We start from the raw sequence: 14,399 nt of genomic DNA, 5'->3' as shown, positions 1-14,399 counted from the left end.
CATGAGGCTCCCTGCACCGGGGCGCATACACGCCCGCGATCATAGAATGGCTAAAGCGTCCCTTTGCTCCCCTCGGATCGCAGAGGGGATAGGGCAGATTGTCCAATGTCGCACGCTGGGGGTGGGGTTTACGGGGGCTGGACGATGACCGAGCCCTTGTCTCAAACCTCGACTGGAGCCGCCGTGCGCCGACTGCGCCCCCTGTTGCTGTTGCCCCTTCTGGCCTTGCTGCCCGCCTGTCAGGCCGTGGTGCTGGCGCCCGCCGGCGACATCGCCGCCCAGCAGCGCGATCTGCTGGTCATGTCCGTGCTGCTGATGCTGATCGTCATCATCCCGGTCATGATTCTGACCGTCTTCTTCGCCTGGAAATATCGGGAGTCGAACAAGGAAGCCCGTTACGAGCCGGACTGGGACCACTCGACTCATCTGGAGCTGGTGATCTGGGCGGCGCCGCTGCTGATCATCATCTGCCTGGGCGCCATAACCTGGGCCGGGACGCACCTGCTGGACCCCTATCGGCCGCTGGACCGTGTCGCGGCCGGGCAGGCCGTCGCCGAGGATCATCGCCCGCTTCAGGTCGAAGTGGTGGCGATGGACTGGAAGTGGCTGTTCATCTACCCCGAATACGGCATCGCCACGGTGAACGAGCTGGCCGCCCCGGTTGATCGGCCGATCCGTTTCCACATCACCTCGACCGGGGTGATGAACTCCTTCTACATCCCGGCGCTGGCCGGTCAGATCTACGCCATGCCGGGCATGGAGACGAAGCTGCACGCCGTCATCAACCGTCCGGGCGAATACGTCGGCTTCTCGGCCAACTATTCCGGCGACGGCTTCTCCAACATGCGTTTCGCCTTCCACGGGCTGGATGAAGCGGGTTTTGATCAGTGGGTCGCAGGCGTTCGCGCCGCCGGTCAGGGTCTGGACCGCGACACCTATCTGGAGCTGGAGAAACCCAGCGAGAAGGTCCCCGTCATCCACTACGCCTCGGTCGACGACCGCCTGTTCGACGCCGTGGTCAACATGTGCGTCGAGCCGGGCAAGATGTGCATGGGCGAGATGATGGACATCGACCGCAAGGGCGGTCTGGGCCTGACGGCGGTCAAGAACACCCTGCCGCTGGTCTATGACAAATACGCCCGTCGCGGCGACGCCGTCTTCGGCGCCGGCGAGTCCTATGTGCTGACGATCTGCACTCCGCTGGAGGCCGAGGCCGCCGCCGTAGAGGCGGCCCGTCGCCGTCAGGCCTTCGGCGAGGACGTGGCTCGCGACACGCCGCTGAACCGCGTCATGGGGCAGGGGCTGGAGCGCCCCGGCCGATCCGAACCGGGCCAGCGTTTCGCCTCCCTCTTCTCCGCGCCTGCTGCGTCGCAATCCTGAGCGCCTGAACGATCATGACCTTTGAACATTCCACATCGCCGCTTCTGGGCCGGTTGAACTGGGAGTCGCTTCCGTTCCACGAGCCCATCCTGGTCGCCACCTTCGCCGTCGTCGTCATCGGCGGCCTGGGGGTGCTGGCCCTGATCACCCGCTACAAACTGTGGGGTTATCTCTGGAAGGAGTGGTTCACGACGGTGGACCACAAGAAGATCGGGATCATGTACATGATCCTGGGCCTGATCATGTTCCTGCGGGGCTTCGCCGATGCGGTCATGATGCGTCTGCAGCAGGCCATGGCTTTCGGCGGGTCCGAGGGCTACCTGAACGCCCACCACTATGATCAGATATTCACCGCCCACGGCGTGATCATGATCTTCTTCGTGGCCATGCCCCTGATCACCGGCCTGATGAACTATCTGGTGCCGTTGCAGATCGGGGCGCGGGACGTCTCCTTCCCCTTCCTGAACAACTTCAGCTTCTGGATGACGACGATGGGGGCCGTTCTGGTGATGGCCTCGCTGTTCATCGGCGAGTTCGCGCGCACGGGCTGGCTGGCCTATCCGCCGCTGTCGGGCATCGGCTACAGTCCGGGCGTCGGGGTCGACTACTACATCTGGGCGCTGCAGATCGCGGGGGTAGGGACCACCCTGTCCGGCATCAACCTGATCGCGACCATCGTGAAGATGCGCGCGCCGGGCATGGGCCTGATGAAGATGCCGGTCTTCACCTGGACCTCGCTGTGCGCCAACATCCTGATCGTGGCGTCCTTCCCGATCCTGACAGCCACCCTGGTCCTGCTGTCGGCGGATCGCTACATCGGCACCAACTTCTTCACGAACGACTTCGGCGGCAACCCGATGATGTACGTGAACCTGATCTGGATCTGGGGCCACCCCGAGGTCTACATCCTGATCCTGCCGCTCTTCGGCGTGTTTTCCGAAGTCACCTCGACCTTCTCGGGCAAGAAGCTCTTCGGCTACACCTCCATGGTCTATGCGACGGTGGTGATCACCATCCTGTCCTACCTGGTGTGGCTGCACCACTTCTTCACCATGGGCTCCGGCGCGTCCGTGAACTCCTTCTTCGGGATCACGACGATGATCATCTCGATCCCGACAGGGGCCAAGCTGTTCAACTGGCTGTTCACCATGTATCGCGGCCGCATCCGGTTCGAACTGCCGATGATGTGGACGGTCGCCTTCATGCTGACCTTCGTGATCGGCGGGATGACGGGCGTCATGCTGGCGGTGCCGCCGGCGGACTTCGTGCTGCACAACTCCCTGTTCCTGATCGCCCACTTCCACAACGTCATCATCGGCGGGGTGCTGTTCGGCCTGTTCGCCGCCATCAACTTCTGGTGGCCCAAGGCCTTCGGCTTCCGGCTGGAGAAGAAGTGGGGCCTGGTCAGCTTCTGGTGCTGGGTGGTCGGCTTCTGGATGGCCTTCATGCCGCTGTACGTCCTGGGCTTCATGGGCGTGACGCGGCGGATGCGGGTCTTCGACGACCCGGCCTATCAGATATGGTTCGTCATCGCGGGCGTGGGCGTGGCCGTCATCGCCGTCGGCATCCTGGCCATGCTGATCCAGTTCGCCGTCAGCATCATCCATCGCGACAAGCTGCGCGACGAGACCGGCGACCCCTGGCTGGGCCGCACGCTGGAGTGGGCCACCTCGTCTCCGCCGCCGGACTACAACTTCGCCAAGACGCCGATCATCCACGACAGCGACGCCTGGTGGGACATGAAGACGCGCGGCTATCAGCGGCCGAGCGAGGGTTTCAAGCCGATCCACATGCCCGCCAATACCGGGGCCGGCTTCATCCTGTCGGCCCTGTCGCTGATCGTCGGCTTCGCCCTGATCTGGTATATCTGGTGGCTGGCGGCGGCGGGCTTCGCCGCCCTGATCGCCTACGCCATCTTCCACACCTTCAACTACAGGCGCGACTACTACATTCCGGCCGAGACGGTTCAGGCGACCGAGGACGCGCGCACCCAGGCCCTGGCGGCCGCAGCAGCGACGCAGGGGTGATCCGATGAGCCACGCATCAACCCTCAACCCCGACTACGTCGACGAGACCGGGCGGCCGATCTTCCACCCGGTCGAGGAGCCGCACCACTCGGAAGGCCACAGCACCATGCTGGGCTTCTGGATGTATCTGATGAGCGACTGCCTCATCTTCGCGATCCTGTTCGCCGTCTACGCCGTGCTGGGCGGCAACTATGCGGCGGGCCCGGCGCCCAAGGACCTGTTCGACCTGCCGCTGGTGGCGGTGAACACCTCCATGCTGCTGTTCTCGTCGATCACCTACGGCTTCGCCATGCTGGCGATGTACCGCAACAAGGTGGCGCAGACGCAGGCGTGGCTGGCGATCACCGGCCTGTTCGGCCTCTGCTTCCTGGGCATCGAGCTCTATGAGTTCGCCCACATGATCCACCTGGGCGCCACGCCCCAGCGCAGCGGCTTCCTGTCGGCCTTCTTCATCCTGGTGGGCACGCACGGCCTGCACGTCACCTTCGGCTGCATCTGGCTGGTCACCCTGATGATCCAGGTGGGGCAGAAGGGCCTGATCCAGGCCAACAAGCGCCGCCTCATGTGCCTGAGCCTGTTCTGGCACTTCCTGGACGTCATCTGGATCGGCGTCTTCACCTTCGTCTATCTGTTCGGGATGCTGCGATGAGCGCCGAAGCCCACAACGAGCACGCCGTGACTCACGAAGATCACCACGGCGACGATCATGATCACGGCACCTACAGGAGCTATCTGATCGGCTTCGGCCTGTCGGTCGTCCTGACGGCCATTCCCTTCTGGCTGGTCATGGCCGGGGTGTTGGCGCCGCAGCTGACAGGGTTGATCATCACCGGCTTCGCCGTGGTGCAGATCGTGGTGCACATGATCTTCTTCCTGCACATGAACCACCGGTCCGAGGGCGGGTGGAACATGCTGGCGCTGATCTTCACCCTGGTGATCGTGGTCATCGCCGTCGCCGGTTCGGTCTGGGTCATGTATCACCTGAACACCAATATGATGCCCGTCCACGACATGCAGGTGATGGGCTGAGCCCTTTTGCACGCGGAGACGCCGCTTGACGTCATCGTCGGCCCCTGAACCCGCCGCTCGTCCGGCGTCACGCCGTCGATGGGTCGCGGGACTGGCGGTCTTCGCCGTACTGTTCGCAGGCTTTTCCGCGCTGGGGGTCTGGCAGGTCCAGCGCCTGGCGTGGAAGCAGGAGCTGATCCGCCAGGTCGACAGCCGCATCCACGCCCACCCTGTCCCGGCGCCGGGGCCTGCAAGCTTCGACGCCGTGACGCGCGAGGCGGACCAGTATCGCCGCGTCACGGCCAGCGGCCGGTTCCTGCATGACCGCGAGGCGCGGGTGAAGGCGGTGACGGACCTGGGGCCGGGCTTCTGGGTCGTCACGCCGCTGGCGGATGCGCGGGGCTTCACCGTCCTGATCAACCGGGGCTTCGTTCCGGCCGAGCGCGCCTCGCCCGAGACCCGCACCGCAGGCCAGATCGACGGCCCGGTCTCCGTCACCGGCCTGTTGCGGATCAGTGAGCCGAAAGGCGGCTTCCTGCGCGACAATGATCCAGTCGGCGACCGCTGGTTCTCGCGCGATGTGGCGGCGATCGCGCAGGCCAAGCGGCTGGACGGCCCGGTTGCGCCCTATTTCATAGATGCTGACTCGACGCCCAATCCCGGCGGTTGGCCGCGCGGCGGTCTGACGGTGGTGCGCTTCGCCAACAGTCATCTGGTCTATGCTCTGACCTGGTTCGGTCTGGCGCTGATGTCGGCGGGCGGCGCTGTTCTGTGGCTGCGCGACGAGCGGCGCCGCAGGGCAGGGGGGCGATAGTGCAGACGCAGACTCTGGGCCGCTTCGCTCGAACCGTTCTAGGCATGGACGCCAACGCCGAGACCCCGGTGTCGCCGGGCGCGGCCGGGCGGCGCAACATGCTGTTGCTGATCCAGTTGAGGTGGCTGGCGGTTATCGGTCAGGTGGCGACCATCGTCATCGTCCACTGGGGTCTGAAGATCAGCGTCCCGCTGGGGCCTCTGCTGGTGGCGCCGACGGCGCTGGCGGTGATGAATCTGGTCAGCGCGCCCGTCACCCTGCGGCGCAAGGTCGTCACCGACCCAGAGATCCTGCTGGCCCTGTGCGTCGACGTGGCGGCGCTGAGCTGGCTGCTCTACTTCAGCGGCGGGGCGACCAATCCGTTCGCGGCCCTTTACCTGATGCAGGTGGTGCTGGCGGCGGTGCTGCTGCGGCCGGTTTACGCCTGGGGCTTCGTACTGGCGACGGGCGCCTGCCTGGCCTTCCTGGCGGTGTGGCGTCAGCCGCTGGATCTGCCGGATGGCGCCGATGCGCGGCTGGGCCTGATCCAGCAGGGCGCCCTGATCAACTTCATCCTGATCGCCGTGTTGCTGGTGGCCTTCGTCACCCGCACCAGCCAGAACGTGCGCGCCCGCGACGCCTATCTGGCCGAGGCCCGGCAGCAGGCGGCGGAACAGGATCACATCGTGCGCATGGGGCTGCTGGCCTCGGGCGCAGCGCATGAACTCGGCACGCCGCTGGCCTCCCTGTCCGTGATCCTCAGCGACTGGCGGCGCATGCCCGCCCTGACCGGCGACGAGGATCTGCGCCACGACATCGAACAGATGCAGGCCGAGGTGGATCGCTGCAAATCCATCGTCACCAACATCCTGATGTCGGCGGGCGAGGCGCGCGGCGAGGCGCCGACCGTCACCACCCTCAGCGGCTTCCTCGGCGAGATCATCGATGACTGGTCCGCCAGCCGACCCGGCGACGCTATGCAGGTCGCCCTCAGCGGCCCGACGCCGCGCGATCCGTCCATCATCGCCGACCCGGCTCTGAAACAGGTATTCAGCGCCCTGCTGGACAATGCGCAGGAGGCGGGCGCGCGAAACCTGGAGATGCGGGCGGTGGCCGACGCCGACGGCCTGTTCATCGCCTTCGAGGACGACGGCCCTGGTTTCGCGCCCGTCATTCTGGAAAAGCTGGGCCAGCCCTATCAGTCTACCAAGGCGCGGGCAGGGGCGGGTCTGGGCCTGTTCCTGCTGGTCAATGTGGTGCGAAAACTGGGCGGCACGGTCGTCGCCGCCAACCGTCCGGGCGCGACAGGCGGCGGGGCCGTGGTGCGACTGGCCTTGCCCATCGACGCCCTGGCGCCGAAGTAAGCAGTCTGGAAAGAGAGCATGAGATGACGGACGAAACCCGCCGGCTTCTGATCGTCGAGGACGACGAGTCCTTCTCCCGCACCCTGCGGCGCTCGTTCGAGCGGCGCGGCTATCAGGTGGTGGCCGCCCACAGTCATGACCAGATGGTCGAGCTGTTGAAGACGCACCATCCCGACTATGCGGTGGTGGACCTGAAGCTGGGGACGGCCTCGGGTCTGACCTGCGTACAGACGCTGCACGCCTTCGACCCCGATCTGGTGATCGTCGTCCTGACCGGCTTCGCCAGCATCGCCACGGCGGTCGAGGCCATCAAACTGGGTGCCCGTCACTACCTCGCCAAGCCTGCCGGCACGGATGACATCGAGGCCGCCTTCGGTCGCGCAGCGGGCGACCCTGACGCCCCTCTGACCGCACGCCCGACCTCGATCAAGACGCTGGAGTGGGAGCGTATTCACGAGGTTCTGGCCGAGACCGACTTCAACATCTCCGAGGCCGCCCGGCGTCTTGGAATGCACCGCCGCACCCTGGCGCGGAAGCTGGAGAAGCGTCAGGTCAGCTAATCAGCGGCTCCGCTCATCCCTCCGTCTTCAACGCCCCCAGCACATCTTGCGTATCCTGCCCCAGCTTCGGCGGCGGGGCGTCGTATCGCACCGGCGTCTTCGACAGGCGGATGGGCGAGGCGACCGTGCGGATCGGATCGGCCAGATCGGGCCGGGTCTGTTCGACCGTCAGGCCGCGATGGATGGCCTGAGGCTCGGCGAACACCTGATCGATGGTGTTGACGGGGCCGCAAGGCACGCCCGCCGCCTCCAGCGCCTGCATCAGCCCCTGCATGGTGAAGCCGGCCGTCTTCGTCGCGATCAGCGGACCCAGCGCCTCGCGCTCAGCGACCCGCAGGGCGTTGGTGGCGAAGCGGTCCTCGACCTCCAGCCCCAGGGCGCCGCATAGGGCGCGGAACTGGCCGTCGTTGCCCACGGCGATGATCACCATCCCGTCGGAACAGGCGAAGGGCTGATAGGGGGCCAGATTGGGGTGGGCGTTGCCCATCCGCGTCGGCGCCTTGCCGGACACGAACCAGTTGGTCGCCTGATTGGCCAGCATGGCGGCCTGAACGTCGAACAGGGCGATGTCGACGTGCTGGCCCTCGCCGGTCGCGCGGGCGTGCCACAGGGCCGCAAGGATGGCGTTGGAGGCGTACAGGCCGGTGAACAGGTCAACGACCGCCACCCCGACCTTCATCGGCTCGGCGCCCGGCGCGCCGTCGGGCTGGCCGGTGATCGACATCAGCCCGCCCATGGCCTGGATCATGTAGTCATAGCCCGCCCGGTGCGCGTCCGGCCCGTCCTGGCCGAAGCCGGTGATCGAGCAGTAGACCAGCCTCGGATTGACCGCCGCCAGCGCGGCGTAGTCGAGGCCGTACTTCTTCAGCCCGCCGGTCTTGAAGTTCTCGACCACCACGTCGCAGGTCGCGGCCAGACGGCGCACGGCCTCGGCGCCTTCCGGGCTGGCGATGTCCAGTTCGACCGACTTCTTGCCCCGGTTGGCGCACAGGAAATAGGCGGCGTCGCCGGGCGCGCCGTCGGCCGTGGTGGTGAAGGGCGGGCCCCAATGGCGGGTGTCGTCGCCGGCGCCCGGCCGTTCGATCTTGATGACCTCGGCCCCAAGATCGGCCAGGGTCTGCGTCGCCCAAGGCCCCGCCAGCACCCGCGACAGGTCCAGAACCCGCACGCCGTGAAGCGGGCCGCAGGCAGAAGGGGCGGGGGCGGGAATCGAGACGGCGTCGGACATGCGCGACTTCTAACAGAAACCGGCGGCGGTCGAATGGCCTGCCGCCTCGGCGGCTGTCTTCTGTGATGAAGGAATAAAGAGACGATGGTGGGTGATCACAGGTTCGAACTGTGGACCCGCTGATTAAGAGTCAGCTGCTCTACCAACTGAGCTAATCACCCGTACCGTCGTCTGCGCCCTTGGTGTGGCGCCGGTCCTTCGCTGTGGTGTGAACAACCTCGGCGAAGGGCGCTCCTATTACTCGCAGCGATCATGCGGTGCAAGCGCCAAATGCGTCTTTTATCATGATTGCAACGCGCGCTAAGGTCGCGCCTTGAATCAGCCGCCGAAAGACGCGGCGAGGGGGAGTAAAGATTATGGCGTTCTGGAACCGTCGGCGCTCGATCGACGCGATGTTGGCTCCGAGCTCGGGGCCGGGGCTCAAAAAGACCCTGAGTTGGCCGCACCTTATGGCGCTGGGCGTCGGCGCCATCGTCGGCACCGGCATCCTGACCCTGATCGGGGTCGGAGCGGGGCTGGCGGGTCCGGCCGTGTTGATCAGCTTCGCCCTGGCCGGTCTGGTGTGCGCCTGCGCCGCCCTGGCCTATGCCGAGCTGTCGACGATCATGCCCGCCTCGGGCAGCGCCTATACCTACTCCTACGCCGCCCTGGGCGAGATCTTCGCCTGGGTCGTGGGCTGGAGCCTGATCCTTGAATACTCCCTCGTGGTGTCGGCCGTGGCTGTCGGCTGGTCGGGCTATGCGGCGCCCTTCCTGGCCGGGCTGGGAATCGACCTTCCGTTCGCCCTGACCGTCGGGCCGCACGTCGAAGGCGGGCTGATCAACCTGCCGGCGGTGTTCATCATCGGCATCGTCACCGGCCTGCTGTTGATGGGCACGCGCGAGAGCGCGACGCTGAACGCGGTGCTGGTGGTCATCAAGATCGCCGCCCTGGTGGCTTTCGTGGCGATCGCCCTGCCGAAGTTCGATGCGGCGAACTTCACCCCCTTCATGCCGCACGGCTTCGGGGCGCCCTTCGTTCAGACGGGTGTCATGGCGGCGGCCGCCATCATCTTCTTCGCCTTCTACGGCTTCGACGCCATCGCTACGGCGGCCGAAGAGACCAAGAAGCCCGAGCGCGATCTGGCCATCGGCATCGTCGGTTCGATGGTGGTCTGCACCATCCTGTACATCGCCGTCGCCGCGGCTGCGATCGGCGCCGCGCCGGTGTCCAGCTTCGCCGACAGCCCCGAACCGCTGGCCCATATCATGCGCGGTCTGGGTCAGGGCGTCGCTGCACAATGGATCGCCGCCGCTGCCGTCGTCGCCTTGCCGACCGTCCTGCTGGCCTTCCTGTTCGGCCAGAGCCGCATCTTCCTGGGCATGGCCCGCGACGGCCTGCTGCCCAATCGCCTGGCCAAGATCTCCAATCGCGGCGTGCCGACCGTGGTGACGATCTTCACCGCTATCGTCGTCGCCTTCCTGGCGGGCATCATGCGTCTGGACGAACTGGCGTCGCTGGCCAACGCCGGCACCCTGATGGCCTTCATGGCCGTGGGGATCAGCCTGATCGTGCTGCGCGTGCGTGAGCCGAACCGCGAGCGCAAGTTCAAGGCGCCGCTGTGGCAGCTGGTCGGCGGGGTGGCTATCGTCGGCTGCATCGTCTTCTTCTTCAGCCTGAAGAGTTCGACGCAGCTGTATTTCCTGCTGTGGAACCTGTTCGGTCTGGCCGTCTATCTGCTCTGGTCGTCGCGTAACTCGCGCCTGGCTAAAGGCGAAGAGGCCGAGGGTTAATGGCCAGGCGCGACCTGTCGGGGGCGGTGGATTTCACCGTCCTCGAAGCCATGACTGGCGGCATGGATGAGGTGACGGAAGAAGTGCTGGGCCTGTTCGCCGAACAGGCCCGCATGTGGTCGGCCCTTCTGGATGCGTCCAGCGAAGGCTGGCGCGACGCCGTTCACACCATCCGCGGCGCCGGGGCGGGCATCGGGGCCAAGGCCCTGGCCCAGGTCTGTGAAGAGGTGGAGTTCGGCGAGCAATCCGCCGCGCCTGCCGGTTTGGAGCGCGTGAAGACGGCGCTGGACGCGGCCCTGGCCGACGTCGCGGCCTATCGCCATGAACTGGCGCTCAGGAGCCTGAAGGGCTGAAGCGAGGCTAGGCCCGCGTCTGGTCCCAGGTTCCGAACTCGTGGGCGATGCAGCGGTCGATGAGCAGGCGCCAGACCGGCTCGGCGATGTCGGGCGACAGGCCGGCGGGTTCGGCCGCCTTCAGCACCTTGGCCACCACGTCGTCGATGCGGGCCTGATCGAAGACGGCGTCGCGGTTCGGCTTGATGCGGGCGGCGGCGTCCATATAGCGCTGACGCTCGGCCAGCAGGGTCACCAGAGCGCGGTCCAGCGCATCCACCCCCTGACGCACATCGACCATGGTGACGCAATCTTCAGGGGCCTTGCGCTCGTCAATGGCGACGGTGCGGGGAGAGGTCATCAGGTCAGCCGACAAAGGCGCGCTCCAGAACATAGTCGCCGGGTTCGGCGTTCGAGCCTTCTTTCAGGCCGTAGGATTCCAGCAGTTCGCCGGTCTCCTTGATCATGGCCATCGAGCCGCACAGCATGACGCGGTCGCTGTTGGGCGAAAAGCCGATGGGCAGTTGCAGGTCGGCGAACAGATCGCCCGACTTGATGCGGTCGGTGATGCGGCCCGGCGTCTCGAACCGTTCGCGCGTCACCGTCGGATAATAGGTCAGCTGGGCCTTGGCCTCATCGCCGATCAGCGGGTCGTCGTGGATCTCGTGGCTGAAGAAGTCGCGATAGGCCAGGTCGGCGACGTTGCGCACCGTGTGGCAGACGATGACCTGCTTGAAGCGCGAATAGGTTTCCGGATCGCGCGCCACCGACAGCCAGGGCGCCAGGCCCGTGCCGGTGCCGATCAGCCACAGACGCTCGCCGCCGGTCAGGGCGTCCAGCACCAGGGTGCCGGTCGGCTTCTTGCCCATCAGGACGCTGTCGCCCGCGACGATCTTCTGCAGGCGCGAGGTCAGGGCGCCGTCTTGGACCTTGATGGAGAAGAACTCCAGCTCCTCGGCCCAGAAGGGCGACGCTATCGAATAGGCGCGCAGGATGGGCTTGCCGCCGTCCTCGCCGGGCAGGCCGATCATCACGAACTCGCCCGAGCGGAAGCGGAAATCCTCGGGCCGTTTCACGCCGAAGCTGAACAGCTGGTCGTTCCAGTGGCGGACCCAAAGGACTTCCAACTCATGGAACGGACTGGCCTTGACGGGCGGCGCGGCGAGGGAGGCGTCAGACATGGCGACTACCTAGGCGGTCGCGCGCGATTGCGAAAGAGTGCTGCGGCGATCCTTCCGCCTCTTAAAGGAGAAGGCGCTCAAGCAGCGGGTAACGGGAGGCATAAAGACCCTTCTCCCCTTGTGGGAGAAGGTGGCAGGCGGAGCCTGACGGATGAGAGGTGCGAGGAAGCAGGCGGGCGACTTCGAGGCAGGCCTCGCGCCGACACCCCTCATCCGACCCTGACGGGCCACCTTCTCCCTCAAGGGGAGAAGGAAGAAAAAGAGAGTCCAATTCGTCTGAATCGTCTGAAATCCCCAGCAACGGGCGGTTGTGTCTCTCGTGTCGGAGCGCAGTCTAGCATGGGCGGCAGGGCAGGCTGGCTGATCGGGGCGAGCCTCCTTCCGCCATGAACAGGGGGCGGGCGAAAGAAGGGATGACGACGGAGGATTCCGGCTCTAGCTTCGCCGCCATGCGCACTTTTCTCCTTGCTTCGACGATCCTGATGGCTGCGAGCTCGGCCTTCGCCCAATCCACGCCGCAGCCCACGACGCCGCCCGCCGCCACGGCGCCGGCGTCCTCGATCCTGACGGTCGAGCGGGTGTTCGCCAATCCGTCGCTGGCCGGGCCGGTGGCGCGGGGCGTCAGCCTGTCGCCTGACGGCGAACTGGTCGCCTTCCTGCGCTCGCGCGAGGATGATGTGGACGTGCTGGACCTCTGGGCCGCGCCGGTGAAGGGCGGCGAGCCGTTCAAGCTGATCGACGCCCGCGCCCTGGTCCCCGATGCGGGCGAACTGTCCGAGGCCGAGAAGGCGCGGCGCGAGCGGATGCGGATTTCCCAGCGCGGCGTAGTCGAATACTCGTGGGACGAACAGGGCCGCTACATCCTGGCGCCGCTGGAAGGCGACGTCTTCCTGGCCAACCGAGCCGACGGCTCCGTGCGGCGTCTGACGGAGACGGCGGCCGACGAGATCGACGCCAAGGTCTCGCCCAAGGGCGCCTTCGTCAGCTTCGTGCGCGATCAGAACCTGTTCCTGATCAACCTTGAGACGGGCGCCGAACAGGCGATCACTACGGACGGCAAGGACCTGATCACCTGGGCCACGGCCGAGTTCATCGCCCAGGAAGAACTGGATCGCGACACCGGTTACTGGTGGAGCCCGGACGAGCGCTACATCGCCCTGCAGCGCACGGACGAGAGCACCGTCGACGTCATTCCGCGTCTGGACATCACCGGCGGCGGCGCCTCGGTGGCTCAGCAACGCTACCCCCGCGCCGGGCGGCCCAACGCCGTGGTCGAGCTCTATGTGCAGGACGTGCAGAGCGGCCAGCGGGTCAAGGTCGATCTGGGCGCCGATACCGACATCTACCTGGGCCGGGTCAACTGGGCGGCGGACGGCTCGGTCGCCTATGTCCAGCGCCTGTCGCGGGACCAGAAGCGGCTGGACCTGCTCAGCGTCGATCCGGCCACGGGCGCCAGCCGCGTGATCGCCAGCCAGACCTCGAACGCCTGGGTCAATGTCACCCATGACTTCAAGGCGCTGAAGGACGGTACCTTCATCTGGTCCAGCGAGGAGAGCGGGTGGCGTCACCTGTACCTCTACGCCAAGGACGGACGCCGCCTGCGCGCGATCACGCGTGGCGACTATCCGGTCAAGTCGCTGGCGGGCGTCAATCAGGAGACGGGCGAGGCCTTCTTCACCGCCTCCATGCGCGACGGCAGGGAATATCCGATCGAGCAGCAGCTGTTCCGCGCCAGCTACAAGCGGACGCTGAACCCCACTGAGGTCACGCCGCGCGGCGGCTGGTGGAGCGCCACGGTCAACGGCACGGGCACGGGCTATGTCGGCAACTACAGCGACGTGAACACCCCGGCGCAGTCGGCCCTGTATTCGATCAACGGCCAGCGCGTGCGCTGGATCGAAGAGAACAAACTCCAGCCGGGCCACCCCTTCTGGCCCTATGCGGAGCGCCAGCAGAAGCCGACCTTCGGCACGCTGCAAAGCCACGGCGAGACGCTGGTCTGGCAGATGACCACGCCGCCGGGCTTCGATCCGGCCAAGCAGTATCCGGTGGTGATGCAGGTCTATGGCGGCCCGTCGGCGGGCGGGGTGAAGAACGCCTGGCAGGGGGCGACGAACCAGTTGCTCACTGAAGCAGGCTATATCGTCTTCCGTCTGGACAACCGGGGCGAAGGCGACCGTTCGGCCGCCTTCAAACAGGCCCTCTATCTGAAGATGGGCCAGCCCGAGATTGAGGATCAGGTCATCGGCGCCGACTATCTGCGCTCGCTGCCCTACGTCGACGATAGCCGCATCGCCATGATGGGCTGGTCCTACGGCGGGTTCATGAGCCTGATGGCGCTGACGGAGCCCAAGATGGGGCTGGCGGCGGCGCTGGCGGGGGCGCCGCCGACGGAGTGGAGCCTGTACGACACGGCCTATACCGAGCGCTATATGTCGACGCCGCAGGGCAATGTGGAGGGCTACGCCGCTTCGGACGTGCTGGGCCGTCTGGACAACCTGACCGGGCGTCTGCTGCTGCTGCACGGCATGGCCGACGACAACGTCATCTTCGAGAACACCACGCGGGTGCTGAACGCGCTGCAGGAAAAGAGCATTCCGTTCGAGACCATGCTCTATCCGGGCCAGCGCCACGGCGTGCGCGGCAACGACAGGCAGCTTCACCTATGGCGCACCTACCTCGACTTCCTGGACCGCACGATCGGCACGCGGGCGCCCGTAAAGGCCGATTGATCGCGGCGGCGGCTGCCGGAGC

The 14,399-nt window shown here is 66.3% G+C and carries 13 protein-coding genes and 1 tRNA gene; 10 read left to right on the top strand and 4 right to left on the bottom strand.

The annotated features are described in order from the left end of the window. The first annotated feature begins 144 nt into the window (after positions 1–144). The 7 genes from cyoA to H556_RS0104190 are packed head-to-tail and all read left to right on the top strand — an operon-like array spanning position 145 to position 7,132. The gene (gene cyoA, locus H556_RS0104220) at positions 145–1,380 is read left to right on the top strand and encodes a ubiquinol oxidase subunit II (RefSeq protein WP_233551966.1); all 1,236 of its coding nucleotides are present in this window, start codon (positions 145–147) and stop codon (positions 1,378–1,380) included. 14 nt (positions 1,381–1,394) lie between these two features. Beyond that, on the top strand, positions 1,395–3,407 hold the full coding sequence (cyoB, locus tag H556_RS0104215) for a cytochrome o ubiquinol oxidase subunit I (RefSeq protein WP_024353246.1): 2,013 nt from the start codon (positions 1,395–1,397) through the stop codon (positions 3,405–3,407). Positions 3,408–3,411: 4 nt separating this feature from the next. Further along, positions 3,412–4,056, top strand: a complete 645-nt coding sequence (gene cyoC / locus H556_RS0104210; protein ID WP_024353245.1) for a cytochrome o ubiquinol oxidase subunit III — start codon at positions 3,412–3,414, stop codon at positions 4,054–4,056. Then, on the top strand, positions 4,053–4,436 hold the full coding sequence (gene cyoD, locus H556_RS0104205; protein WP_024353244.1) for a cytochrome o ubiquinol oxidase subunit IV: 384 nt from the start codon (positions 4,053–4,055) through the stop codon (positions 4,434–4,436). Before cyoC ends, cyoD begins: the two co-directional genes overlap by 4 nt. Before the next feature lie 25 nt (positions 4,437–4,461). Further along, positions 4,462–5,229, top strand: a complete 768-nt coding sequence (locus tag H556_RS0104200) for an SURF1 family protein (RefSeq protein ID WP_024353243.1) — start codon at positions 4,462–4,464, stop codon at positions 5,227–5,229. After that, positions 5,229–6,572 (top strand): ATP-binding protein, encoded by a 1,344-nt coding sequence (locus H556_RS0104195; protein WP_024353242.1) that lies wholly within the window; start codon positions 5,229–5,231, stop codon positions 6,570–6,572. Before H556_RS0104200 ends, H556_RS0104195 begins: the two co-directional genes overlap by 1 nt. Positions 6,573–6,595: 23 nt before the next feature. After that, the gene (locus H556_RS0104190; protein ID WP_024353241.1) at positions 6,596–7,132 is read left to right on the top strand and encodes a response regulator transcription factor; all 537 of its coding nucleotides are present in this window, start codon (positions 6,596–6,598) and stop codon (positions 7,130–7,132) included. 13 nt (positions 7,133–7,145) lie between these two features. On the opposite strand, the gene H556_RS0104185 is transcribed toward H556_RS0104190, so the two are convergent. After that, positions 7,146–8,360, bottom strand: coding sequence for a CaiB/BaiF CoA transferase family protein (locus H556_RS0104185; RefSeq protein WP_024353240.1), 1,215 nt, complete (start codon positions 8,358–8,360; stop codon positions 7,146–7,148). 85 nt (positions 8,361–8,445) lie between these two features. Continuing rightward, positions 8,446–8,521 (bottom strand) — tRNA-Lys (locus tag H556_RS0104180). A gap of 195 nt (positions 8,522–8,716) precedes the next feature. Here H556_RS0104180 and H556_RS0104175 point away from each other — a divergent pair. Both H556_RS0104175 and H556_RS0104170 read left to right on the top strand, forming a co-directional pair. Beyond that, positions 8,717–10,132 (top strand): amino acid permease, encoded by a 1,416-nt coding sequence (locus tag H556_RS0104175; RefSeq protein ID WP_024353239.1) that lies wholly within the window; start codon positions 8,717–8,719, stop codon positions 10,130–10,132. Next, entirely contained in the window at positions 10,132–10,485 is a 354-nt protein-coding gene (locus H556_RS0104170; RefSeq protein WP_024353238.1) for an Hpt domain-containing protein, read from the top strand. The genes H556_RS0104175 and H556_RS0104170 overlap by 1 nt, the downstream gene beginning before the upstream one ends. Positions 10,486–10,492: 7 nt before the next feature. Here the strand turns inward: H556_RS0104170 and H556_RS0104165 are convergent, their stop codons facing one another. Both H556_RS0104165 and H556_RS0104160 read right to left on the bottom strand, forming a co-directional pair. After that, complete coding sequence (locus H556_RS0104165) at positions 10,493–10,825, bottom strand: chorismate mutase (protein ID WP_024353237.1); 333 nt, start codon at positions 10,823–10,825, stop codon at positions 10,493–10,495. Between the two features lie 4 nt (positions 10,826–10,829). Continuing rightward, on the bottom strand, positions 10,830–11,645 hold the full coding sequence (locus H556_RS0104160; RefSeq protein ID WP_024353236.1) for a ferredoxin--NADP reductase: 816 nt from the start codon (positions 11,643–11,645) through the stop codon (positions 10,830–10,832). A gap of 482 nt (positions 11,646–12,127) precedes the next feature. Here H556_RS0104160 and H556_RS0104155 point away from each other — a divergent pair, with 482 nt between their 5' ends. Next, on the top strand, positions 12,128–14,377 hold the full coding sequence (locus tag H556_RS0104155) for a S9 family peptidase (RefSeq protein WP_245559409.1): 2,250 nt from the start codon (positions 12,128–12,130) through the stop codon (positions 14,375–14,377). The last annotated feature ends 22 nt before the right edge of the window (positions 14,378–14,399 follow it).

The organism is Brevundimonas naejangsanensis DSM 23858 (genome assembly GCF_000421705.1).
In the GTDB taxonomy this organism is placed as follows: Bacteria; Pseudomonadota; Alphaproteobacteria; order Caulobacterales; family Caulobacteraceae; genus Brevundimonas; species Brevundimonas naejangsanensis.
The sequence above is the reverse complement of the archived record's forward strand: the minus strand, read 5'-3'. Positions and strand labels throughout refer to the sequence as shown.

Coding starts and splice junctions, on each gene's coding strand:
- cyoB (WP_024353246.1), top strand. CDS start 1,395: ATGACCTTTGAACATTCCACATCGCCGCTTCTGGGCCGGTTGAACTGG.
- H556_RS0104175 (WP_024353239.1), top strand. CDS start 8,717: ATGGCGTTCTGGAACCGTCGGCGCTCGATCGACGCGATGTTGGCTCCG.
- cyoD (WP_024353244.1), top strand. CDS start 4,053: ATGAGCGCCGAAGCCCACAACGAGCACGCCGTGACTCACGAAGATCAC.
- H556_RS0104165 (WP_024353237.1), bottom strand. CDS start 10,825: ATGACCTCTCCCCGCACCGTCGCCATTGACGAGCGCAAGGCCCCTGAA.
- H556_RS0104190 (WP_024353241.1), top strand. CDS start 6,596: ATGACGGACGAAACCCGCCGGCTTCTGATCGTCGAGGACGACGAGTCC.
- cyoA (WP_233551966.1), top strand. CDS start 145: ATGACCGAGCCCTTGTCTCAAACCTCGACTGGAGCCGCCGTGCGCCGA.
- H556_RS0104155 (WP_245559409.1), top strand. CDS start 12,128: ATGGCTGCGAGCTCGGCCTTCGCCCAATCCACGCCGCAGCCCACGACG.
- H556_RS0104160 (WP_024353236.1), bottom strand. CDS start 11,645: ATGTCTGACGCCTCCCTCGCCGCGCCGCCCGTCAAGGCCAGTCCGTTC.
- cyoC (WP_024353245.1), top strand. CDS start 3,412: ATGAGCCACGCATCAACCCTCAACCCCGACTACGTCGACGAGACCGGG.
- H556_RS0104185 (WP_024353240.1), bottom strand. CDS start 8,360: ATGTCCGACGCCGTCTCGATTCCCGCCCCCGCCCCTTCTGCCTGCGGC.
- H556_RS0104170 (WP_024353238.1), top strand. CDS start 10,132: ATGGCCAGGCGCGACCTGTCGGGGGCGGTGGATTTCACCGTCCTCGAA.